We start from the raw sequence: 22773 nt of genomic DNA on the forward strand, positions 1-22773 counted from the left end.
TTCCACAGCAGAAAATCACAATAACAAAAGGTTTTTACTACCACACCGCCGTACCCTGCGTCAAACAGATAATCCCGATATGGCGCCCCCCACTGCCGCGGGAGCTACAGCAGGCGGTCCTTTATCGCCTGGTCAATGAAGCTCTCCTCAATGGCCTCGCGCACCCAGGTTTCCTTGCAACGGGCCAGGACGACGGCCGCACCTTCGGCAATGGCCGGAATCTGGCTCCAGAGCGCGTTCCTGAGCGAACGCAGCCGTCGGGGATCAGGGTTCTTCACCCCGATCAACTCCCGGCAGGACTGGCACAGCAGCGCAAGGTTCTCCTCGGTCGGCTCCTGGTCCGGCTGGTACTCCCAAAGCCGCAACTCCTGGTCCCCTTCGCACCATTCGCAGCGAAAGCCCGCTCTCTTGCTGATGGTCTTGCCCAACAGCTGCACAGCCGCCAGGTGATCGCGGTTTTGTTGTGCCCCCTTCGCCATCGGTCATCCTCCCTGCCGCGCGGTATACCGCCGCGGTTAATCCAGCACCTGAGTTTAGCAGAATGGCTAACCAGATCAATACTTTTCTGGACCCGACCGGCGCGGAGCCGCAACCAATTCTAACTGGACAGCTGCCCCCCGTTACGGGTAAAGTCTGCGCCTGGCGAGACACCCAGGCGCAGCAGCCAAACCGGAAAGGACTCAGCATGAAACTACCACAACCACTCTACCAGGGGACGCTAATCCGCCGCTACCAACGTTTTCTCGCCGACGTGGAACTGGACGACGGCACCGTGGTCACCGCGCACACCCCCAATACCGGCAGCATGATGGGGTGCGCCCTCCCGGGCAACCGCGTCCTCCTCTCGGTGAGCGGCAACCCGACGCGCAAGTATCCGCACAGTTGGGAACTGGTGCACGCCGACGGCGTGTGGGTCGGTATCAACACGATGCTCCCCAACCTCCTTGCCCGCGAGGCGATCCTGAACGGCACCATCGCGGAGCTTTCGGGCTACGCCAACATCAAGCTCGAGGTCCCCTACGGCACCGGGAGCAGGATCGACCTGCTTCTCTCTGGCGAACGCGGCCTGTGCTACGTGGAGACCAAGAACGTCACCCTGGTGCGGGAGCGTTGTGCTCTCTTTCCCGACGCGGTCAGCACGCGGGGGCAGAAGCATCTGCGCGAGCTCATGGAGATGGTGCGCCAGGGGCATCGTGCCGTGAACCTGTTCGTGGTGCAGCGTGGCGACGGCGACGCCCTCTCCCCGGCCGACGCCATCGACCCGGCTTACGGCGCGCTGCTGCGGGAGGCGGCGCAGGCGGGGGTGGAACTGCTCGCCTACCAGGCCAGGGTCACCGAAAGCGAGGTGCACCTGAGCCATTCGGTGCCCGTGCTGCTGTAGGTCATTGACATCCTTGGGAAGGACGCTAAAGTTATAGGCGCTGTCCCGGGGGACCAATGAGAACGCCCAAACTCACCATCTTCGCCAAGCAGACCGGCGTCGAAATAACTCCCAGCGAGAAGAAGCAAAACGGCAAGCCTGAGGAAGGTCGCGTCGCCTTCCGGTTCTTCGGGCTCGCCACCGGCCAGCCCCACATCCGCTTCGTGGCGGAACCGTGCGAGGCATTCGAGGTTGCCAGGAAGATCACGGCGCTGCAGGCCTCGGGAGGCAAGGCAACCTTCACCCACCGCTACGAGTCGGCGGAGGGAGAGACCGTGACCAAGCTTAACCTGGAGAGCTACCAGCGTAACGGCAAGCAGGGGTACGCCTTCTCCATCCATCGCGGCGAGGAGAGCATCAACGTCCCGGCGCAAGAGGGGGAATTCCTCTTTGCCGCCGAGTTTCTGAAACAGCTTTCCGTGGCACAGTGCTGGGTCGCTTCAGCTGGGCCGGAGGCGCACAAGCAGGACTAAAAGAGAAACCCGACCGCGCGGCTGGCAGGGCCGCAGAGCGAAATCGAAACGGCGGCAGCAAACTGGGCAACGGCCGAAAGCGGGACAGCGTGATCAATAGACCGAGCAAGACCCTCTATATCAGTATCGAGAGCAGACTGTGCGACGTAGCCCTGGTGGGTCATGCGGTGCGCGGCGTCTGCGCCTGCTCACCCCTCAAGCTGGAAGCGTACGGCGAGATGGAAGTATGCGTCGTGGAAGCTCTCAACAACGCCATCACCCACGCCTACAAGCGGCAGGAAGGTTATCGCGTCGACACCGCCATTACCCTGCATCACGACCGCATCTCCTTCGAGGTTTCCGACGAAGGTAAAGCCATCGAAGAGTTCGCCCCGAGGAGCCTGGAATTCGACCCTGAAGTGATCGGCTCGATCCCCGAGAACGGTATGGGGCTCTTCATCATAGAGACCTTGATGGACGAAGTCAGCTACAGTTCCAAAAGCGGCAGGAACACCCTCTACTTCTGCCGCTACTTCACTCAGCCCCAAGCCTAGCCCGCCAGCACAGTCGCACAGTCGCACAGTCCCGCCAAGCCCCAAGCCCCAAGTCCCGCGCCTCACCCCTGCCCTAACAAGAACTCGAAATCCTCGCGGCCTATGGCCACCGCCCCCTCGTTTTCCGAGTCCTCGAGGAGCGCGCGGTAGAGCTTGAGCTTGCGCTTCTTCAGCTCCATCATCTTTTCCTCGATCGAGTGCCGCATCAACAGCCTCGTGATGGTCACCTGCCGTTTCTGCCCGATCCGGTGGGCGCGGTCAGACGCCTGGCTCTCCACCGCAGGGTTCCACCACGGATCGAGGTGGAAGACGTAAGAGGCGCGGGTCAGGTTGAGCCCCCTCCCCCCGGCTTTCAGGCTCAGCAGGAAGACGCCGGGCTCGGTCGCGTTCTGGAAGTTCTGCACCAGTTCCTTTCTCTTGGAGACAGGGGTGGTGCCGTCCAGCCGCGATGACACGATGCCGCGCTGGCTGAGCCCCTGCTGCACGATATCCAAGAAGGAGGTGAACTGCGAGAACACGAGCACACTGTGCCCTTCGGCAAAGAGCTCGTGCAACTGCTCGACCAGGAAGTCGACCTTGGGTGAACGGTCGGCCGCGTCAGGGAGGATCAGTCGTGAGCAAAGACATATCTGGCGCAGCTTCAGTATGGCGGTAAGGGCAATAATGCGTGCCTGGCCAGCGGAGTTGGAGCTGTAAGCGCGAGCCACCGTCTCCCTAACTTCCGTCACGGTGCGGGCATAAAGAGCTTTCTGTCGCGGGCTCATCTCCAGGTAGATGTCCATTTCCACCTTAGGCGGAAGTTCCGCGGCTATCATGTCCTTGGAGCGCCTGAGAATGAAGGGATGGGTGCGCCGGATCAGTGTATCCAGGAACTCCGTCCCCTCGCGCCCCATCTGTTTGCGAAACTGCTCGTAAGGCCCAAGAAGGCCGGGGAGGGCCAGGTCCATAACGGAGAAGTATTCGCCAAGGTGATTTTCGACAGGAGTGCCGGTCAGGGTGACCTTGAACCTCCCCTTGAGTTTGCGCACCGCTCCGGTGGTCTCGGCGTGGATGTTTTTCACGGCCTGCGCCTCGTCGAAGACGATGACGTGGAACGGGATCTCGCTCAGGATGTCGATGTCGCGCTGGATGACGCCATAGCTGGTCAGGACCAGGTCAACGCCAGAGAAGTCGGCACGGCGCCCCTGTCCCCGATAGACGCCCACCTTGAGACCAGGATAGAAGCGGGCCAGCTCGCTTTCCCAATTGAAGATCAGCGTTGGCGGGACCACCACCAAGTGCGGCACCTCGGGCGGGAGTTGGGACTCGATGCCGCCTTCTTTCAACCCGGCCAGGAGCGCAATGGCCTGGATGGTCTTGCCAAGGCCCATGTCGTCGGCGAGGCAGGCACCGAAGCGGTGCTCGTAGAGGAAGGCGAGCCAGTTGTACCCCTCGAGCTGGTAGTTACGCAGGGTAGCCTTGAGCTCGACCGGGGGCGAGCGCCGGGGTATGCTCTCGAAGCGGGTCAAGCTCTCAAAGATGCGCTCGTCCTCGGGTGAAAGGAGCACACGAACCCCGTTTCTGCGCAGCGTGATCCAGTCCAGAATCTGCAGGCGCGGCACCCGCACCACCTCGCGCTTGGCGTGCGGCGCGAACAGCGCCAGCGTGCTGCAGGTCAGCGGGTCGAGCACGAACAGCGATTCCCCCCTGCGGAAGACTCCCCCCCCCTGCAACGCATCGAGCAGTTCGGCCTCGTCGACCAGGTCGCCGTCGGCACGGATCTCCGGGCGCAGTTCGAACCAGTCGATGCTGGAACGGGTGGCATCCAGGGTGAAGGTCCAAGATGCGGTCTGCAGGTCCTCTCCGGCCAGCGCGAGCGCAAAGCCTTCGCCGGCCAGGGCACTCTTAAGCTCGGACAGTTGGCGCATAAGCGTCTTGCGGTCCACGGCGAAGCGCCCTACCCCTTCCGACTGCCAGAAAATATCAAAGGTGAAATACTCGGCCAGCAGTTCGAGGAGCCGCCCCTGGCGCTCGACCGCGACGGACACAGCAAGCCAATCCCCCTGCTCGGAAAGCTGCAGCAGGGTCGTTGGTTGTTGCGCCAGTTGGCAGAACTCGGTGATGACGGCGCGGGCATCGGCCCGGACGCCCCGCTTGTAGAACTCCGCCCCTTCCAGCGCCTGGCGCACCACCCGGTCACGTTCGCCAAGACTACCGGCACCCAAGGCGGAGAAACAGGCCTTAATTATGGCGGCAACGCGTTTTTTTGCCTTGAGCGGCTGGGGGAACACGGCGCGCCCGGCGGCGTTAAAAAACCGGAAAGCCGGGGGAGAAAGGGAGAAGGTGATCACTTCGGCAACACCTTCCGCGATGAGGGTGGAGTTTTCCGCCAATTCGAGGATGTTCAGCCTGTAGCGCGGCTCGAGCGGTAAAGGAGTTACCGGAGTGCCGGATCGGGAAAAGACCACCCGGCGCGCCACCTCATCCTCGCTGCCGCCGAGGTCAAAATGGACCGCGTTGAAGCTCGCCGCGGGAAAGCGGAGCACGCCGTCGTACTGGGACCCGGTCTGCTCCGTTTGGGCGTCCTCCGGAGCGTTTTGCCCGGATCGGTTCAGCTCAACCCGCTCCACCTGGGCCAGCCGTTGGGCAAGGCTCGCGTAAAGTGCGGAAGCGGTATCGTCTACCTTGTGGATCACCCCGCGCCTGAGATCGAAATAGTATCCCTGGTGGATAAAAGCGTTTTCTCCCTCGATGGGAGCGCCGTCCTCGAGAGAGAGCTGGGCGGCAATCTCTTCCTGGTGCAGGTCGAGGTGTAGCAAAACCGTGCGTTGCAGCGAGGGATCGAAGTAAAGTTGCTGGGGCCCGTCCGCGGCGAAGTAGAGAATGGGGAACCTGCCGCGGAAACGGGACAGGAACTCCTCAACGGCACGCCCGCGCAGCGCCGAGGAATGCAACAGCCTCAGGAACTCACGGATCGAAGCGGGCAACGCAGCATCATAAAGAGCAACAGGAACCTGGTCCAACATGAGGCGCATGCGCAACGCCCCCTGCTCCCGGTCCAGCACCAGCGCGTATCCGCCCTCGGTTACCGGCGCACCCTCGTCGCCGGGGCCGGGTTGTACCGGTGCGGCGGACAAGGTGGCCCTGATACCCTGCAGGTAGTCATTGGGAAGTTGCAGCATGGGAAAAGACGCGGGTGCCAGGGCCTTTTTAAGGGTGGCCAGCGCGGCGACCAAGTGCGGGCAGCGGCCGTGAGGGCTCCAAGTGCCGCAATCGCAGGCGCTGGAGAATTCCCCCTGGACCAGGGAAAGGGTGACCCGACAAGACACCTCGGCATCGCGCAGCTCGACCTCGAGGACGCTACCGTCCTTGTGCCAGCTCAGCCCGCGGATAGGCAACCTCTTGCACAGCTCGAAGCCGTTAAAGAGGTGCACCTTGTCCGCAAGTGCGTAAATGCCCGCCGCAGGCATCTGAAACAGGTGCCGCAGCAAGGGTATGGCCGTGATGTCAATCAAGTCGTCTTCTCCCGGATGGGTAAGCGATAACGGACCGTTCAAGTTAGCAGAAAGAGACGCCAAACACAACAGCACCATGCGCTGCAACAGATTAAAACCCTGGAGCGGACCGTAGAACGAGGAAGTACTAGGGAAAGCGTGGCGAGCTACAAGCCAAAGAAGGACGGAGAATAAACAGATTAGAGACCACGAAGCGCTGCAACTGCACCAACGCCCCCCCCTCCAAGGGTTGTTGCAGCAGTCCGAGGGAGTGAGCGTTGACCACTCACAGTACAGGTGGCCTAGCGTCCCCCCTTTGCGAAGGGAGGGACAGGGCGACTTATTCTAAGCTGGGCAAATGGGGGGCCTGGAGGATCTAGCCGAGATAACTTCCAACATCTTCTGCTGGTTTCACAAACTTCCAAGGGGGGAATTTTATGATAGGCAAAAAAAATGGGGGGCGGTCTCGAATCCGCCCCCCTAAAAAGGAGACCCAGGAGTGTGTTCCGGGGTGTTACTTAACCCTATCGGCGACACATCCCAGGACTTTAATTGTTTTTTTCACCCAAGCGTATTTTTCAGGGCGAAGTTGTCAATGATATAGCGGGCGATGCTGCGCTTGGGCGGAAGCGCCGGCGGCATGCGCTCCGTGGTGAACCACTGGGCGTCCTCGAGTTCATCCGCCTCGACCGCGATCTCGCCCGACTCGTACGTCGCCACGAAGCCGGCCATGAGCTGGCTCGGGAAAGGCCAGTTCTGGCTCCCTACGTAGCGGATATCGGTAACCTTCAGCCCGGTCTCCTCGAACACTTCGCGCACCACGCACTCCTCCAGCGATTCGCCGAAGTCCACGAAGCCGGCCACCAGGCTGTAACGCCCGGCCGCCCACTCCGGCTTACGGGCCAGCAGGAATTCATCCCCCCGCCTGATCAGCACGATGACGCAGGGGTGGATGTGCGGGTAGTGTTCGTGGCCGCAACCACCGCAGCGCTTGCCCCAGGTGGGTGAGATGCGGGCCATGTCGCCGCTGCCGCAACGCGAGCAGTGACGGCTCAACTTCTCCCAGTAGAGGATCTGCCGGGCAACGCCATACAGGGTGGCCAGTTGGTCCGGAAGCTCGGTCCAGGGAACGGCCTGCAGTCCCGGCGGCAGCTCATCGCCCTTGGCAAGGCTATACAGCCGCGCCGGCGCGCCGTCCCACTCGCCGAAACGCAGCGCCTGCCCGGCATCGGCCAGCGGCTCCGGCAGTTCGCCGTGGTGGAGGTCGCCGTCACGCAGCAGGAGCGTGTCCCCCTGCAACAAAACCCAGTAACCGGGGCCATCGCTACTGGCCGCATCCGGTTTCAACTGGGTGAACCTGGTCCTGATGATCTCTCCGTTGAATGGAAGGTTGACAGTCTCGGGATATGCCATGCTTTTTGCTCCTGTAGCGGGGTGGTTGCCGTGCTGGCGTGCATCATACAGGAACCGGCCGCGGAAGCAATCCCCCTTTTCTTTCAAACCATTTAACTTGATTGGCTGTGCGCGCTATGTTACTTTTTTCGTTCGCCAATACCGGCCGCAAACCGGCCGAAGCAGGAGATAAAGTGACTCAGACCAGAAGATTACCCGCGGAGTGGGAACTGCAGGACGGCGTGCTCATGGCATGGCCGCATGAAAAGAGCGACTGGCTCCCCTACCTGGACCAAGTCCGGCCCGTGTTCGCAGCCATCGTGAGCGCCATCAGCCAGTTTGAAAAAGTCGTTGTTGCCGCCGACGATCCCGAGCAAGTCCGCGAGGAGTTGAAAACAGCGGGGGCCGACCTGGAGCAGGTGCGCGTCCTCCCCGTAGAGACCAACGACACCTGGGCTCGCGATTTCGGCCCGATCACGGTGCTGGAGGACGGGGCCCCGCGGCTGCTGAACTTTGGCTTCAACGGCTGGGGGCTCAAGTTCCCGTCCGATCTGGATAACCGCATCAACAAGACGCTGCAGGCACAAGGCGTCTGGAACGCGCCCCTCGAGACTGTGGGCCTAATCCTCGAAGGCGGCAGCATCGAGAGCGACGGCAACGGCACCATCCTCACTACCGAGGAATGCCTCATGAACGACAACCGCAACCCGCACCTGACCCGCGAGGAACTGGAAGAGGAGTTACACGGTCTGTTCGGCAGCGACCGCTTCCTATGGCTGTCCAACGGCTACTTGGCTGGCGACGACACCGACTCCCACGTCGACACCCTGGCGCGCATCTGCCCGGACGACACCATCGCCTACGTGTGCTGCGACGATCCGGAGGACGAGCACTACCCGGCGCTCAAGGCGATGGAGGAGGAAATCTTTGCCTTCCGCACTCGCAGCGGCCGGCCGTACCGCGCCATCCCCCTCCCCTGGCCGAGCGCCGTGTACGACGAGGAAGGACAGAGGCTTCCCGCGACCTACGCCAACTTCCTGGTGATCAACGGGGCGGTGCTGGTGCCGACCTACCAGGACAAGAACGACGCCGCCGCGCTGGTCGCCCTTGGCCAGGCGTTTCCGGCCTACGAGATCATCGGCATCGACTGCCTCCCGCTCATCCTGCAGCACGGCTCGCTGCATTGCGTGACCATGCAGTTGCCCAAGGGGACGCTCAGGTAGAAATGACATGATGGAGAAGAACATGAACAAACTTAAAGTAGCTCTTGTGCAGCAGGCCCTGAAACCCGGGCGAGAAGAAATGGTGGCCGCCACCACGGCCAAGATCCGTGAAGCCGCCGCCCAGGGAGCGCAACTCGTCCTGCTCCAGGAACTGCACACCGGCAGCTACTTCTGCCAAACCGAGGACACCACCTGCTTCGACCTTGCCGAGACCATCCCCGGTCCCTCCACCGATCATTTCGGTGCGCTCGCCCGGGAACTCGGCGTAGTCATCGTGACTTCCCTTTTTGAGCGCCGCGCGCCGGGGCTGTACCACAACACCGCGGTGGTGCTGGAGAAGGATGGCTCGATCGCGGGCAAGTACCGCAAGATGCATATCCCGGACGACCCGGCCTTCTACGAAAAGTTCTACTTCACCCCGGGCGACCTCGGCTTTGAACCGATCCAGACCTCGGTCGGAAAGCTGGGCGTGCTGGTCTGCTGGGACCAGTGGTACCCAGAAGCGGCGCGCCTGATGGCGCTTGCCGGTGCCGATCTCCTTATCTACCCAACCGCCATCGGCTGGGACCCGCGCGACGAGGCTGCCGAACAGCAACGCCAGCTCGACGCCTGGGCCACCGTGCAGCGCGCCCATGCCGTTGCCAACGGCATTCCGGTCGTCAGCGTGAACCGGGTCGGTTTCGAAGCCGATCCGAGTGATGCCGGTGCCGGCATCAAGTTCTGGGGGTCCAGCTTTGCCGCCGGCCCGCAAGGCGAATTCCTGGTTCGCGCCGGTGAGGAAGAAGAACTGCTGGTGGTCGATCTCGATATGCGCCGCAGCGAAGACGTGCGCCGCATCTGGCCCTTCCTGCGCGACCGCCGCATCGACGCCTACGGCGATCTCGTCAAGCGCTACCGCGATTAGCAGAGTTTCTCCCCCCTCGCCCTCCGGGAGAGGGGCGGGGGTGAGGGCGCTGCAATAGGCGAGATGGTGCCTTCCGCCACCCCCCTCACCCGCCGTCCGGGCACCCTCTCCCCAGGGGAGAGTGGATGGGAACACTGCGAGAAGGGGTGTAGCTCCAATCGGCAAGCAGAGGTCAACAGGTGACTCAAACCACATCGCCACACCCCCAACCGCATGACCTCCTGGCCCACTGCACGCCTGAACAGTCCGCCCTTGTCCAGCTTCTCTCAGTCATCCACGCTCCTGTTTCCAAGCACGTACTGCTCAACATCGTCAAGAAAACAGGGATTCCCGCGCCTCCGGGGCAAAGCTACACCGGGATGGTCCTTGGCGCACTGCTTGAGGACCTGAAGAACCAGAACCTGATCCGCCACACCGGCGAAGGCATCTCCTGCTGCCCCGAAATCGCGCACGCCGCAACGCTGCAGGCCATTGCCGAGGGAAGGTTCGAGGCCATGGTCCGCACCATCATCGCCGAAATCCCCATGGTCTCCAACTGGGGGAGCAACTTCTACCGGCTGTCAACCCACGCCATGCGCGACGTGCGCATCGCCATCTACCGCAGGGACGCCCGCGCAGCCCTGGAGGCGGCTGAACGCTACCTGCGCCAGTTCCCTTACGAGGCCCAGCGCTGCCATCCCCTGGACGCGGTCTGCTTCCACCCCTTCGACGAGGCGTGGTTCCGCTCCCTGCCCATCATTCTGCAAGGGGCGGCCCTGGTGGCGCACCTCTCCTTCGCGCGGGAATCCCTTACCGCTGCCGATGCACCGTTCCGCGTGCTCGCCGAATTGACCGCACGCCCCGACTCTCCACCGTTTTTGCTCGACGTCTTCTGCCTTGAACTTTTATCGCGGGATCGCGCCGCCGCCGCCGAAGCTGCCGCTGCCGAGCGCTGCAGCTCGACACAGATCTCCGTGCTCGCCTGCTGTGCGCTGCAGCGCGGACTCTACGACCGCTCCGTGGAGTTGTTCCGTGCCGCGCTGGCAGCTCTGCGCAAAGAGACCGGCAAGAGAAAGGTGTACCTCGATAACGGCACCGGTCCCTTTTTCATCCTGGCCCTCCTCGCCGCGCGGGACTCTAAACAGCTCGAGGAAGCGGCTGAACTTTGCAGCTTCATCACGGCAAAGAGGGAGTGGCTGGACCAGGAGGTGTACCACGTCCTGCAGGGGGTGATCGCAGAGCGGCAGGGAGGGCGCAGCAGCAAGGAGTTCCAGGAGGCGTCGCTGCAGCGCTCACCGCAAAGCCCGCTCCACGCCCTATTCCGGTTGATGGCCTTGTACTGGTGCGCCAGTGATCAGCGCGCGGCAGAGGCGCGCAAGCTCGCTACCCTGGTACAGCGGTTAAAGGATTCGGGGCATAGCTGGATCGCCCGCGAAATCGAACAGACCGCCACTGCGGATGCTGCCGAACCCGCCCCTGACAAGGTGCCGATTCCCTTGTACCGCGCCCTCGCTCCGGTCGAATCGTGGCAAAGCGCCATCTCCGCGCTGCTGCGCCTGAATAACGACGAGGCGGTGGACTCGGACGGGCCCCAGTCTCGCCTGATCTGGCATTTCGAGGAATTGCGCGGCTTTTTCCAGATCACGCCACGGGAACAGAAGCAGGCGCCTAACGGCAAATGGAGCGCCGGACGCAACGTCTCGCTTAAACGGCTGGTGGAAGAGGTAGAGAGCCTCGACTACCTGAGCGCGCAGGACCGGCTCCTCTGTGGCTGCATCAAAAAGGAGCGTGGCGCCGGCTACTATAACCGCGACAGCTACGTGCTGGACCAGGACCAGGCGGTGCCGCTCATGATCGGCCACCCGCAGGTCTATCTCGACGCCGCCGCATCGGTCCGGCTCGAACTGGTTCACGGCGAGCCCGAACTGCAACTCACCACCGAGGGGGAGTTCCTGCACATGCAGTTCTTTCCCCCATTCCAGCAGGACCACAAGCTCTACCTACAGAAGGAGACCCCGACCCGGATCAAGGTCTACCAGGCCAAGAGCGAGTACAAGAAGATCGCCGCCATCATCGGCGCGGGCCTCAAGCTTCCCGCCCGGGCCAAGGACCAGGCCCTGGCGGCGATAAATTCACTGGCATCGGTCCTCACGGTGCACTCCGACATCGGCGTCGATTCCATCGCACAGGTCCCCGGCGACGCCACGCCGCACGTTCACCTGCTCCCCTACCAGGCCGGACTGCGCTTGCAGCTTTTGGTGCGTCCCTTCTCCGATGCCGGTCCCTATTTCCGGCCGGGCACGGGTGGAGAGACCGTGCTCGCCGAAGTAGAGGGGAAACGGCTGCAGTGCAGGCGGGACCTGAAGCTTGAAGAGGAACGCGCCGCGGCCGCCGTCTTCCAGCTCACCGCGCTCGCAGAGAGCGAGGAAAACGACGGTGAGTGGCTGGTGCCCGGAACGGAGGGCGCGCTGGAGCTTTTGATGCAGCTGCAGTCGCTGGGGGAATCGGCCCGGGTCTCTTGGCCGCAGGGGGCGCGCTTCAAGATAAAACAGATGGTTACTCCCGGACAGTGCAAGCTTTCCGTGAGGCAGGCGAAGGACTATTTCGAACTGGCGGGTGAGGTCAAGATTAACGAGGAACTGGTGCTCGACCTGCGCCAACTGGTGGATCTCGCGCGCAACGCGCAGGGGCGCTTCGTCGAACTGGGTGACGGCGAATTCATCGCCCTCTCCTCGCAACTGCGGCGCTACCTCGACGACCTGGCCGCCTGCGCCGACCCCAGCGGTTCCGCCTTCCGCTTCCATCCTCTTGCCTCTACCCTCTTCGAGGATTTCGCCGCCGAGGCTGGAGAATTCCAGGCCGACCGCTACTGGCGCGACCAGGTGCAAAGGCTGCGCGAGGCGGACTCGTTCCGGCCCCAGTTGCCGGGCACCTTGCAGGCCGACTTGCGCGGCTACCAGGTGGAGGGTTTCAACTGGCTGAACCGACTCGCCTACTGGGGCGTAGGCGCCTGCCTGGCCGACGACATGGGCTTGGGCAAGACCGTCCAAGCCCTGGCCCAGGTTCTCAGCATGGCCCCGCACGGCCCGTCCCTGGTGGTCGCCCCCACCTCGGTCTGCCTCAACTGGGAGAGTGAGACTGCCCGCTTTGCACCCACCCTGAACAGCATCGTCTATGGCGGGCCCAAGCGGTCAGAACTGCTGCATGGGCTAAAGCCGTTCGACCTGGTCATCTGCAGCTACGGACTGCTGCAGCAGGACGCGGAACTGCTGGAGGCGGTCTCGTGGCAGGCCATCGTCCTCGACGAGGCACAGGCCATCAAGAACATGGCGACCAAGCGGAGTCAGGCCGCCATGAAGCTGCGGGGGAAATTCAAGATGGTGGCCACGGGAACCCCCATAGAAAACCACTTGGGCGAACTGTGGAACGTGTTCCGCTTCATCAACCCGGGGCTGCTCGGTTCCCTGAAACAGTTCAACGTCAGGTACGCCTCTCCCATCGAAAAGAGCGAGGACAAGAAGGCGCGCCAGCGCCTCAAGCGTCTGATCCACCCCTTCATCCTGCGCCGTACCAAGAACCAGGTGCTCGAGGAACTCCCGCCCAGGACCGAGATCACCATACCGGTAGAACTGGGGATGGAGGAAGCCGCCCTCTACGAGGCGATCAGGAAGAGCGCACTGGACAACCTGGCCGGCGTCGACAAGGTAGAGGGTAAGGCCGAAATGCACATGAAGATCCTTGCGGAAATCATGAAGTTGCGCCGCGCCTGCTGCAACCCGCGCCTGGTGCTCCCCGACAGCGCCATTCCCAGTGCCAAGCTGGCCTCATTCGCGGAGATCGTCGAGGAATTGAGGGAGAACCGTCACAAGGCACTGGTTTTCAGCCAGTTCGTGGGGCACCTCGAGGTCCTCCGCAACTACCTCGATCGCACCAGTATCCCCTACCAGTACCTGGACGGCAGCACCCCGGCGCCGGAACGCAAAGTGCGCGTCGACGCCTTCCAGGCCGGCTCGGGCGACCTGTTCCTGATCAGCCTCAAGGCGGGCGGCGTGGGACTCAACCTGACCGCCGCCGATTACGTCATCCACATGGATCCGTGGTGGAACCCCGCAGTCGAGGACCAGGCCTCCGACCGCGCCCACCGCATCGGTCAGCAGCGCCCGGTCACCATCTACCGCCTGGTAGCCAAGGGGAGCATCGAGGAAAAGATCGTCGGTCTGCACCAGCAAAAGCGCGGCCTCGCCGACAGCCTGCTCGACGAAAGCGACCTGTCTGGGAAGGTGAGCGTAGAGGAACTCCTGGCACTGTTGCGCATCGGGCCCTAGCTCGGCGCTCGCCGCTGACAACGGCCACTCACCATCCAACACGCATCCACGTCTTCCCATTCTCCTGCCATCGCATATAATCAAAGTGTTCCTCACTACTGATACGAGGCAACTACCTTGAGTTACTTCAACCAGGCGCATAACAGGATCAGGACCATCGACCTTACGTTCTCGGCAGCGTTGCTGCTGCTGACCGTGATGCTGTTCCTGTCGTACTACATCCGCGCCGAGCTGTCACAGTCGAACAAACTCACTGATCATACCTATGAAGTGATCATGTCTGTCGATACGTTGAGCAACTCGCTCTTGCAGGCGGAAAGCAGCAGGCGCGGGTACATCCTGACCGGCAACGTGCAGCAGAAATCGCGCTGTGAATTTTACGCCCAGCAGGCGCTGGAAAACTTGAAGGAAGTGAAAGAACTCACCAATGACAACCGGAACCAGCAGCAGCGGCTGGCCAGGCTGGGTGAGGAGATAACCAGGAAGCTCACAATTTTCCGGCTCTCCATCTCACAATATGACAGAAGCGGGTTCAGGGGACCGCAACAGGCGCAACTGACCGAAGAAGGCACTTCCTTGATGACCTCGGTACGCAGCGGGATCGACGAGATCAAGAACCAGGAAAAATCGCTGCTGGGCGAACGGCGCAACAAGGAGCACACCACCCTCCTCATCCTCACCATCGTCTTTCTCTCGGGAATCTCTATCGCCATCATCCTGTTAAGCCTCAGCTACTACATCGCCCGCCACGAGTCGCGCAGCCACCTCATCGCCGCCGATGACCTGCAGGCCGCCAACAGGGACATCTCCGACCTAAGCAGCATGACCCAGTTGCTGCAATCCTGCTCCAATTTCGACGAGGCACGCGGCATTCTTTCCTGCTACGGGGAAAAGTTTTTCCCCAAGGGCTCGGGAGGGATTTACCTGATCAATCCGTCAAGAACGCTGATGACCGACGTCGCGATCTGGGGTGCCGCAGACCGAAGGCCGTTCACTCCTGATCAATGCTGGGCTATGAGGCTCGGGCAGTCACATCTGAGCGCCGCGGTTTCCGATGTGCAATGCCAGCACGTCGAGGAGGCGATTCATTCGGCCCATCTGTGCATCCCGCTGGCGGCACACCATGAGACGCTGGGGATCCTCTCCCTTAGCTTTCCGCCGAAGGCAGAACCAGAACAAATCGACAAAAAGCGGCTGAAAGCGACGGCATTCGCGGAACAGGTCGCCCTCGCCATTCGCAGCCTGCAGTTGCGCGAACAACTGCGCGAACTTTCCATTCGCGACCCGTTGACCGGCCTATTGAACCGGCGCCACATGGAAGAGTCGTTGTTGCGGGAGATCAGCCGCGCCACCAGGACCAAGCAGCCGCTCAGCGTGGTCATGATCGACGTGGATCATTTCAAGAATTTCAATGACACTTTCGGTCACGAGGCAGGCGACCACGTCCTGAAGGAAGTTGGCCATTTGCTGCAGAAGAACGTCCGCGACAGCGACATCGCCTGCCGTTTCGGAGGCGAAGAGTTCACCCTGATACTCCCGGACGCGGACTGTGAAATGGCCCTGGAGATCTGCAACCGTTTCAGGGCAGCGGTAAAAGGGCTGCAACTGTTCATGGGAAGACAGCACCTGGGGCACATCACCATCTCCGCCGGGATCTCAGTGTTCCCGTCCGACGGCGACACTATACAGCAGTTGCTGGCCGCCGCCGACGAGGCGCTGTACGAGGCGAAGGAAAAAGGGCGCGACCGGGTCATAGGAAGTTGCACCTCCCCGGCGAGAAATGCCGACGGTGAGTAGGGAACCTAACCCTTCTGCCGACGGTGTTACGCTAGCGGCATTACTTATTGAATCCCCTGCTACAAGCAACCGGACTGGCCCACTGGAGCTCAGAAAAAGTCGTTAACAAGGAGGAAGAAATATTATGGGACTGCGAACCTTGATGACTGTAACGGCCGCACTGGCGATGCTAGCCTCGTCACACTCTTCGTTGGCCGCACAGGGCAAAACGGCGGATAGCAAAGCGATCGAGCGTGGGCGCTACCTGGTCCGCATAGGGGGGTGCAACGACTGTCACACGAGCGGCTATGCCTTGGGGACCGGCAAGATCGCCGAGGAGCATTGGCTCACCGGTGATCAACTGGGGTGGAAAGGCCCGTGGGGCACCACCTACCCCGCCAACCTCAGGACGTTCATCCCGCAGATGTCGGAAAGGCAATGGATTGACTTCGCCCGGAGCACTGAGACCCGACCGCCCATGCCATGGTACGACCTGCGCGCAATGTCCAAGGAGGACCTGCGCGCCATCTACCGTTATGTCAAAGCGGCGGGGGCGCGGGGCGATGCGGCGCCCACTTATGTACCGCCGGGCGAGGAACCCAAGGGTCCCTATATCCTGTTCCCAACGCCGCCCAAGCAATAACCTCATCACCCCCAGGCGGGAGTACACACTCCCGCCTTCTTTCCCCTTTTCTCTTCCCCCAGCCTCAGCATGCTGGTTCCGCCAGCTAGCCATCTATTCATCATTGACTTTGCGCCAGCTACCGGTGTATTAAAACGAAATTCTTAAGGGCGTCCCATGGAGATACCGATGCTCGAACACCCCGGCAAGCAAGCATCTCGCGCCGCGGTCTGCCGCACACCGGACGGCCGCATCACCATTTTCGAGATCGCTCCGGACCAGGCGCGGGCAGCCACGGCCGTGGGGCTGAAGCCGCTCAACACGCTACCCGATGTCGGCAAGATCCCCCGCGAAACGGTAGGAAACACCGGAATACGGAGACAGTATGACTTCCACGAGCGTTAACTCACAGGCCACATTGCGGCAGGTACTGGGCCTCCCGGTGATCGTGGCCGCCCTCGGCTACTTCGTCGATATCTACGACCTGGTGCTGTTCAGCATCGTCCGGGTGCCGAGTCTCAAGGGGATCGGTCTGGCGGGACAGGAACTAATCGACAAAGGCGTGTTCCTGCTCAACATGCAGATGGCCGGCATGCTGCTGGGGGGGATTCTCTGGGGTATCCTCGGCGACCGCAAGGGACGGCTAAAGATCATGTTCGGCTCGATCTTCATCTACTCGCTGGCGAACCTCGCCAACGCCACCGTGCACTCCATCGAGGCATACGCCCTGCTCCGCTTCCTGGCCGGCGTCGGCTTGGCTGGCGAACTGGGCGCCGGCATCACGCTGGTCTCCGAGGTGCTGCATCGCTCCATCAGGGGGTACGGCACCATGATCGTAGCCACGGTAGGCGTCTCCGGCGCGATCCTCGCCAACTTTGTCGCTAAGCAGTTCGACTGGCGCACCGCCTTCGTCATCGGCGGCGTGCTCGGGCTCATGCTCCTGGTGCTCCGTCTCAGCGTGGCGGAATCCGGCATGTTCAAGGGGATGGAGTCGCGTGAGATGTCCAAGGGGAACTTCCTGGCCCTGTTCACCTCGCGGGACCGCTTCGGGCGCTTCCTGCACTCGATCCTGATTGGCCTCCCTTCCTGGTTCGTGGTCGGGGTGCTGATCACCTTCTCCCCCGAGTTCGCCAAGGTGCTCAACGTGCAGGGGTCGATCAGCGCGGGTAACGCGGTCATGTACTGCTACCTCGGCCTCGTGGGCGGGGACCTGGCCAGCGGAGTGCTGAGCCAGTTGTTGCAAAGCCGCAAGAAGGTGGTGCTCCTGTTCCTGCTCATCACCGTCGTCGCCGTAGCCGTCTACTTCTCCGCCTCCGGGGTCAGCGCCGGTGCTTTCTATGCCATCTGCTGTCTGCTCGGTTTCGGCATCGGCTACTGGGCCATCTTCGTCACCGTCGCCGCCGAGCAGTTCGGCACCAACCTGCGCGCCACGGTTGCCACCTCGGTCCCCAACTTTGTGCGCGGCATGACCATTCCCATCACCATGCTGTTCCAGGTGGCGCGCAAGAGCCTCGGCATCGAGACCGGCGCCATCGTGGTCGGCGTGCTCACCCTGGTCATCGCGCTCTTCTCGCTATCGCGGCTGCACGAAACCTTCCACAAGGATCTGGACTACTTTGAGGAGTTCATCTGAGCGAAGCGACGACACACCAGAGTAGACAAACCATGACAACCGACCAGAACCGGCACCTGTTGCGCACCTCCCTCGTCACTGCGATCGCCCCCTGTATCTGGGGCAGCACCTACATCGTGACCACGCAGATGCTTCCCCCAAACCACCCGCTCACCGCGGCACTTTTGCGGGTGCTCCCCATCGGCCTGGTCATGATCGCCCTGCAGCGCCGCGCCCCAACGGAAGAGTGGTGGGGGCGGCTGTTGCTGCTGGGCCTTATGAACATCGGTGTTTTCCAGGCGCTCCTTTTCATCGCTGCGTACCGGCTCCCCGGTGGGGTGGCCGCAACCGTGATTGCGACCCAGCCACTGGCGGTCATCGTGCTCTCCCGGCCGTTATTGGGCAGTACCCCCACGCGCCTTGCCTGGATCGCAGCCGGCACCGGCGTCATCGGCGTCGCGCTATTAGTGCTCACCCCGGCCGCCCGGCTGGATGCCATCGGCCTCGCCGCGGCCTTCGCCGGGGCTGGATGCATGGCCCTGGGCACCGTGCTCACTAAACGCTGGTCCGCAACGCCTCTCCCCATCGCCGCCTTCACCGGGTGGCAGTTGGTCTTCGGCGGCCTGTTCCTGCTCCCCTTCGCACTTTTCTTCGAAGAGCCGCTTATCAGCCTGACCGTCAAGAACGTGATTGGGTATGCCTACCTGGGCATCTTCGGCACCGGTATTACCTACATGATCTTCTTTTGGGGGATTAAGCGTTTGCAGCCTTCTGCAGTCTCCCTGCTTGGGCTTTTGAGCCCGGTCATGGCGACGGCGCTCGGATTCCTGGTGCTGGGGCAGAGCCTCACGCCCCTGCAGATTGTTGGTGGGGTGCTGGTGTTGTGGAGTATCTGGGCGGGTCAGCGGCCGGCGCCGGCAAAGCACTAGCCGCGAAGGTCAAGGAAGTCCTTGAGTTGGGACAAAGTGGGTAGAGCCGCGCGGCCGCCCAAGGCGGCCGTGTTCAAGGCGCCGACGGCGGAGGCGTAGCGGGCCGACTCCTTAAGGGAAAGCCCTTGGGCAAGCCCGAAGAGAAAGCCGCCGTGGTAGGCGTCTCCGGCGCCAGTGGTATCGACCACCTGCTCGACGGGGTACGCCGGTTGATGAAAAAACTTGCCGTCACGGGATAGCAGAAAACTCCCCCGCGTCCCGCTGGTGATCCCCACCACCTTGGGGCCGTACTGCAGAAGCGCCTGCGCCGCCTGTTCAAGTGACGATGCCCCGGTGCAGCTCTCGGCGTATTCCTCGGCAACGATGCAGATGTCCACCAGCGGCAGCAGTTCGCAGTGTTCCGGACGGAAACGGTGCGATCCGCCGTCGAAGGAGACCAGCACACCGGCTTCCCGCGCCACCTGGGCCGCCTCTAGGCAGGCCTGCCAGTGCCGCCCGTTCAGGTGCAGGATCTTCGCTTCCCGGATCATGCACAGATTTAGCTTTTCAAAGGGAAGTTCGCCGGAGGTCCCCGGCGCGAAGGTGATGGCGCGGTCGCCGTCGCGCTGTCTGACCAGGATGCTTGCCTGAGAAGACGTGCTGCCGGCGTCGATGACCATCCCCGCCGTGTCCACCCCTTCCGCTTTCAATTCCTCGACGATCATGCGGCCGATCAGGTCGTCGCCCACCAGGTCCAGCATCGCGGTGCGCGCGCCCAGGCGCGCCAGTGCAACCAGCGCCGTGGCTACCGGGCCTCCCCCGGCCAGGGCCGAGGCATGTGCCCGCTGTACTAGTTCGCCTCCCGGCAGTTCATCAACCACCATGAGCAGGTCCATGGTGCAGACGCCCAGTCCCACGACATCGTATTTCATAGCGCCGCCTTTCTCAGAGTGCCCACGTCGGATGATTCTTCACAGAAGTCGAGGAAGCGTTGCCCCCTCTACCTGTTACAGGTGAACCTTCGTCCCCATCGAAGCGTTGTTCGGAGAACTCACGAACCATGTAGGACTTACCCTACAAAGCGCTGCACGAGCCTAACGTCCCCCCCTTTGCAAAGGGGGGACAGGGGGGATTTTAGCAGCTCTACCCTCAACATCATATGCAGAAATCCAGCACATCCTCCTGCCGCGCCCCTGCCTCCTCCACCTTCTTGAGCACGTCCGCGAGCGTGGTGCCGTCCAGGATGCGCGCCATCTCGTCGCGCACGTCCTTCATGACCAGCCTGATACCGCAGGTCGCCTCGTTGCCGCACTCCGTGCACCTTGCGTAGGCCATCTCGCTGACACATGGGACCGGCGCCAGCGGCCCTTCCATGATGCGTATCGCCTGTCCGAAAGTGATCTTATGCGGCGGCCGCCCCAGGTAGTACCCCCCTCCCCTCCCCTTGCGGCTCTGCAGAATGCCGCAGTTCTTCAGGTTGAGCAGGATGTTCTCCAGGAACTTCTTTGGAATCCTCTCGTCTCGGGCCAGGTCCGCGATCAGTATCGGCCCACGGTCGTACTTTTGCGCAAGGTATATCAAGGCCTTCAGGCCGTACTTCGTTTTCTTGGATATCACGCTTTCCTCTTATATCTTCAGCCCGAGCACGGGCCAGATGAACACGACGCTCCCCATGAACAAGAGCCACGAGATAGCCATTACCACGGCGCCTGCCACAATGATGTCCCGGCTCTTGAGGTACCCTGAAGCGTAGGCGATGGCGGTGGCCGGGGTACCCATGGGAAGGCAGTAGGCGAGCCCCGCAGGGAGCGCGATGGAGAGCGTCATCACCTTGGGATCCATCCCCGTGGTCTGGCACAGCCCCATTCCCACCGGCATCAGGATCGCTACCACCGCCGCATGGCTGATGCATTCCGTTACCAGGATGGCCACCAGCGAGATCACCGCGATCACAGCCAGCGGCGCATGAGCATGGTCACCCATCCCCTTTTTCACCACCCACACCGCCGCCCCCGTCTTCTCCAGCGCCGAGGCCAGCGCGATGGTGCCGCCGTACATCAGGATGATGCCCCAGTTGACGTACTCCTCGATCAGCTGCCAGGAGATCACCTTGAAGGTGAACAGCGCGGCCGCCCCGAGAATGGCGATGGCTGCCAGCCCGGTCTTCTCACCAAGGAACATCCAGCCGGCGACGGTGACGGCCATGACCAGGGCGGTGAGGATCTCGTCGTAGCTGATCTTCCCCATTTCCAGGCGTTTGCCGTTGAGGAACTTAAGTCCCACTTCAACGTCGTCCAGGTCGGGGGGGAAGAACTTGAGCAGGATGACGAACCCCAGGACCAGCAGTGGCAACACGATCATGCAGGCCGCGGTGGACCACTCGACGAAGCTGAAATGAAGCCCGGTGGCCTCCCTGAGCAGTCCGGCGGCAAGCGGCGCGCGCGCGCCGCCCAGGAAGGTGGCGATGCCGCCGATGATGCACCCCCAGGCCATGGACATGAACAGCAGGCGCCCGAAGCTGCTCTTCCCCTTTTCAAGCTTCAGTGCCGTGGCCAGTTCGGTCACCACCGGAAAGAGCATGGCCGCTACGGCGTGTTCGCTCATGATAAAGGAGAGAAAGGCGGACAGCAAAAAGACGGTCAGGGCAAGCCGCGCCGGCGTCCTGCCGAACCTGGCCAGCATGGCGCGCGCGATACGGGCGGAGATACCGGTCCCGGTCAGCGCGGCAGCGAGGATGAAGGCGCCCAGGATGAAAAACACCGACTCGTTGCCGAACATGGAGTAGGTCTTCTTGGCGTCCATGATGCCCAAAAGCGGCAGCATCACCATGGAGAGCAGCGCGGTAACGGCAATCGGCAGCAGTCCAGAAATCCAGAAGAAAACGGTGGCGCCGAAGAGCACCAGCGAGCGGTACCCTTCCACGGTAAGCCCTTCGGGCGGTGCCAGGCGGATCAGGACGCCGATCACCAGCGCGACCGCGGCCATGACCTGGTAGCGCGCTGTGCGGTCCAGAACGATAAGCCACAAGGGGCGGTTGTCGATTTTAAGCGGTTTGTCCAGGAAGTGCTTAGATTCCATCTGTTGGCGGGCGCCCTCGTTGCTCAATTTCAATGACCGGTTCCCTAATTAGAGCCCGGAGGATTCGTAAGATTCTGCCACTTCTTTGACGCGCAGCAACCGGCGCAGGTCGGAACCGGCCAGGAGCCTGCGGTCCTCGATGCTGTCGATGACCCCCCGCAGGATCCCCTTGGGCGCGGCGGGCGCGAAGGGGGAAATCAGATAAACGAGAGGTATCAGGGGCTTAATCAGCGCCCTGTTCTGCAGCCACCCGCGCTGCAGGTGCTGGAAAACCTTGGTGAGGTGCTCGGCCGGGACAGCGGCTGCATCAGCGGTAAGCTGCACCAGCGGCACGATTTCTCGCTCCAGTAGTGCATCGATGCCGGCCACGGTTGAATCGGCAGGCTCGCTCCCTGCGTCGAGCGACGATACCACCGACCACCGCGGGAACACAGTACGCGCGTAATTGAGGGAACGGATGCGCTCCTCCAGTTGCGAGCCGAACTCCCTGGGACGGGCATGATCATACACGTGCAGCGGGATGTCGAGGATGTCGACGCCGGCTGCATAGGCACGCTCCACGGCTCGCTGCGAGGCGCCATAATCGACCCTGCCCACAAGGTAGGCGTTGAAGTTTTTCTTGATTTGCCGGGCCAGGCTTTCGGCTTGGACAAAGCGATCTTCGTTGCCGAAGGTGAGGTGAAAGAGCGCCGCGTTGCTCTGGTAATGACTCTCGTACAGCGTCTCTATGGTCTGCCGCTCAGGGAGATCCCCCCCCACGAAAAAGACGTTGGCTTCACGCCGCAGCTGTTCGGGGGAATACGGGACGGCCCGGGTGACGAGCTCCCGCATTTTTTTCTGGTCAATCCTCATTGATGGTGCTCCCCCTGGTAAGCCAAACATACATCACGGCGCTGTGCGCTTTTGGCAACCATACAAAATCAAACCAAAACAGTCAACAAAAAATAATGCATTACCCATCACTGTACTAGACTAAAGTAATCAGTCGTGATCCTTGGTACTTACAGCGTCATGGGTAGTATACGGTGCTCTGGTTTGCACTACGGGCTGCTCCC

General features: G+C 62.1%; 18 protein-coding genes. 11 read left to right on the plus strand and 7 right to left on the minus strand.

What is annotated here, in order from left to right:
• Positions 1 to 104: 104 nt before the first annotated feature.
• Positions 105 to 479, minus strand: a complete 375-nt coding sequence (locus K7R21_RS06845; protein ID WP_224982522.1) for a hypothetical protein — start codon at positions 477 to 479, stop codon at positions 105 to 107.
• A 206-nt stretch (positions 480 to 685) separates the two neighbouring features.
• On the opposite strand from K7R21_RS06845, the gene sfsA reads away from it, so the two are divergent.
• The 3 genes from sfsA (at position 686) to K7R21_RS06860 (ending at position 2426) form a co-directional block, all read left to right on the plus strand.
• Positions 686 to 1381 (plus strand): DNA/RNA nuclease SfsA, encoded by a 696-nt coding sequence (gene sfsA, locus K7R21_RS06850; RefSeq protein ID WP_224982523.1) that lies wholly within the window; start codon positions 686 to 688, stop codon positions 1379 to 1381.
• Between the two features lie 56 nt (positions 1382 to 1437).
• Complete coding sequence (locus K7R21_RS06855) at positions 1438 to 1893, plus strand: hypothetical protein (protein ID WP_224982524.1); 456 nt, start codon at positions 1438 to 1440, stop codon at positions 1891 to 1893.
• A gap of 89 nt (positions 1894 to 1982) precedes the next feature.
• Positions 1983 to 2426 (plus strand): ATP-binding protein, encoded by a 444-nt coding sequence (locus K7R21_RS06860; RefSeq protein WP_224982525.1) that lies wholly within the window; start codon positions 1983 to 1985, stop codon positions 2424 to 2426.
• A 62-nt stretch (positions 2427 to 2488) separates the two neighbouring features.
• Here the strand turns inward: K7R21_RS06860 and K7R21_RS06865 are convergent, their stop codons facing one another.
• Positions 2489 to 5920 (minus strand): DEAD/DEAH box helicase, encoded by a 3432-nt coding sequence (locus K7R21_RS06865; RefSeq protein WP_224982526.1) that lies wholly within the window; start codon positions 5918 to 5920, stop codon positions 2489 to 2491.
• A gap of 540 nt (positions 5921 to 6460) precedes the next feature.
• Positions 6461 to 7312: an NAD(+) diphosphatase gene (gene nudC, locus K7R21_RS06870; protein ID WP_224982527.1), complete on the minus strand. Its 852-nt coding sequence runs from the start codon at positions 7310 to 7312 to the stop codon at positions 6461 to 6463.
• Between the two features lie 173 nt (positions 7313 to 7485).
• On the opposite strand from nudC, the gene K7R21_RS06875 reads away from it, so the two are divergent.
• The 8 genes from K7R21_RS06875 to K7R21_RS06910 all read left to right on the plus strand — a co-directional run bounded on the left by K7R21_RS06875 (position 7486) and on the right by K7R21_RS06910 (position 18661).
• On the plus strand, positions 7486 to 8514 hold the full coding sequence (locus K7R21_RS06875; protein WP_224982528.1) for an agmatine deiminase family protein: 1029 nt from the start codon (positions 7486 to 7488) through the stop codon (positions 8512 to 8514).
• A gap of 22 nt (positions 8515 to 8536) precedes the next feature.
• Positions 8537 to 9418, plus strand: coding sequence for a carbon-nitrogen hydrolase (locus tag K7R21_RS06880; protein ID WP_224982529.1), 882 nt, complete (start codon positions 8537 to 8539; stop codon positions 9416 to 9418).
• A 179-nt stretch (positions 9419 to 9597) separates the two neighbouring features.
• Positions 9598 to 13722, plus strand: coding sequence for a DEAD/DEAH box helicase (locus K7R21_RS06885; protein WP_224982530.1), 4125 nt, complete (start codon positions 9598 to 9600; stop codon positions 13720 to 13722).
• Between the two features lie 117 nt (positions 13723 to 13839).
• The gene (locus K7R21_RS06890) at positions 13840 to 15519 is read left to right on the plus strand and encodes a diguanylate cyclase (protein ID WP_224982531.1); all 1680 of its coding nucleotides are present in this window, start codon (positions 13840 to 13842) and stop codon (positions 15517 to 15519) included.
• Positions 15520 to 15643: 124 nt separating this feature from the next.
• On the plus strand, positions 15644 to 16141 hold the full coding sequence (locus K7R21_RS06895; protein WP_224982532.1) for a hypothetical protein: 498 nt from the start codon (positions 15644 to 15646) through the stop codon (positions 16139 to 16141).
• 156 nt (positions 16142 to 16297) lie between these two features.
• Positions 16298 to 16525 carry a hypothetical protein gene (locus tag K7R21_RS06900; protein WP_224982533.1) on the plus strand — a complete coding sequence of 76 codons (228 nt, stop codon included), beginning with the start codon at positions 16298 to 16300 and terminating at the stop codon, positions 16523 to 16525.
• Positions 16506 to 17753 carry an MFS transporter gene (locus K7R21_RS06905; RefSeq protein WP_224982534.1) on the plus strand — a complete coding sequence of 416 codons (1248 nt, stop codon included), beginning with the start codon at positions 16506 to 16508 and terminating at the stop codon, positions 17751 to 17753. The genes K7R21_RS06900 and K7R21_RS06905 overlap by 20 nt, the downstream gene beginning before the upstream one ends.
• Positions 17754 to 17785: 32 nt before the next feature.
• On the plus strand, positions 17786 to 18661 hold the full coding sequence (locus K7R21_RS06910; protein WP_224982535.1) for an EamA family transporter: 876 nt from the start codon (positions 17786 to 17788) through the stop codon (positions 18659 to 18661).
• Here K7R21_RS06910 and K7R21_RS06915 read toward each other — a convergent pair.
• From K7R21_RS06915 to K7R21_RS06930, 4 genes are all read right to left on the minus strand, one after another.
• Complete coding sequence (locus tag K7R21_RS06915) at positions 18658 to 19572, minus strand: carbohydrate kinase family protein (protein WP_224982536.1); 915 nt, start codon at positions 19570 to 19572, stop codon at positions 18658 to 18660. The two genes, K7R21_RS06910 and K7R21_RS06915, sit on opposite strands and share 4 nt — an antisense overlap.
• Before the next feature lie 223 nt (positions 19573 to 19795).
• Positions 19796 to 20257, minus strand: coding sequence for an RrF2 family transcriptional regulator (locus K7R21_RS06920; RefSeq protein ID WP_224982537.1), 462 nt, complete (start codon positions 20255 to 20257; stop codon positions 19796 to 19798).
• A gap of 9 nt (positions 20258 to 20266) precedes the next feature.
• Positions 20267 to 21718, minus strand: a complete 1452-nt coding sequence (locus tag K7R21_RS06925; protein WP_224982538.1) for a DASS family sodium-coupled anion symporter — start codon at positions 21716 to 21718, stop codon at positions 20267 to 20269.
• 48 nt (positions 21719 to 21766) lie between these two features.
• On the minus strand, positions 21767 to 22570 hold the full coding sequence (locus tag K7R21_RS06930; protein ID WP_224982539.1) for a hypothetical protein: 804 nt from the start codon (positions 22568 to 22570) through the stop codon (positions 21767 to 21769).
• Between the last annotated feature and the right edge of the window lie 203 nt (positions 22571 to 22773).

Source organism: Geomonas agri, from assembly GCF_020179605.1.
Taxonomy (GTDB): Bacteria; Desulfobacterota; Desulfuromonadia; order Geobacterales; family Geobacteraceae; genus Geomonas; species Geomonas agri.

What these genes read in the sequence shown, in the direction of transcription:
- K7R21_RS06845 (WP_224982522.1), bottom strand. Translation starts at nt 479, where the DNA reads ATGGCGAAGGGGGCACAACAAAACCGCGATCACCTGGCGGCTGTGCAG.
- K7R21_RS06915 (WP_224982536.1), bottom strand. Translation starts at nt 19,572, where the DNA reads ATGAAATACGATGTCGTGGGACTGGGCGTCTGCACCATGGACCTGCTC.
- K7R21_RS06925 (WP_224982538.1), bottom strand. Translation starts at nt 21,718, where the DNA reads ATGGAATCTAAGCACTTCCTGGACAAACCGCTTAAAATCGACAACCGC.
- K7R21_RS06910 (WP_224982535.1), top strand. Translation starts at nt 17,786, where the DNA reads ATGACAACCGACCAGAACCGGCACCTGTTGCGCACCTCCCTCGTCACT.
- K7R21_RS06880 (WP_224982529.1), top strand. Translation starts at nt 8,537, where the DNA reads ATGAACAAACTTAAAGTAGCTCTTGTGCAGCAGGCCCTGAAACCCGGG.
- K7R21_RS06930 (WP_224982539.1), bottom strand. Translation starts at nt 22,570, where the DNA reads ATGAGGATTGACCAGAAAAAAATGCGGGAGCTCGTCACCCGGGCCGTC.
- K7R21_RS06900 (WP_224982533.1), top strand. Translation starts at nt 16,298, where the DNA reads ATGGAGATACCGATGCTCGAACACCCCGGCAAGCAAGCATCTCGCGCC.
- K7R21_RS06855 (WP_224982524.1), top strand. Translation starts at nt 1,438, where the DNA reads ATGAGAACGCCCAAACTCACCATCTTCGCCAAGCAGACCGGCGTCGAA.
- sfsA (WP_224982523.1), top strand. Translation starts at nt 686, where the DNA reads ATGAAACTACCACAACCACTCTACCAGGGGACGCTAATCCGCCGCTAC.
- K7R21_RS06895 (WP_224982532.1), top strand. Translation starts at nt 15,644, where the DNA reads ATGGGACTGCGAACCTTGATGACTGTAACGGCCGCACTGGCGATGCTA.
- nudC (WP_224982527.1), bottom strand. Translation starts at nt 7,312, where the DNA reads ATGGCATATCCCGAGACTGTCAACCTTCCATTCAACGGAGAGATCATC.
- K7R21_RS06905 (WP_224982534.1), top strand. Translation starts at nt 16,506, where the DNA reads ATGACTTCCACGAGCGTTAACTCACAGGCCACATTGCGGCAGGTACTG.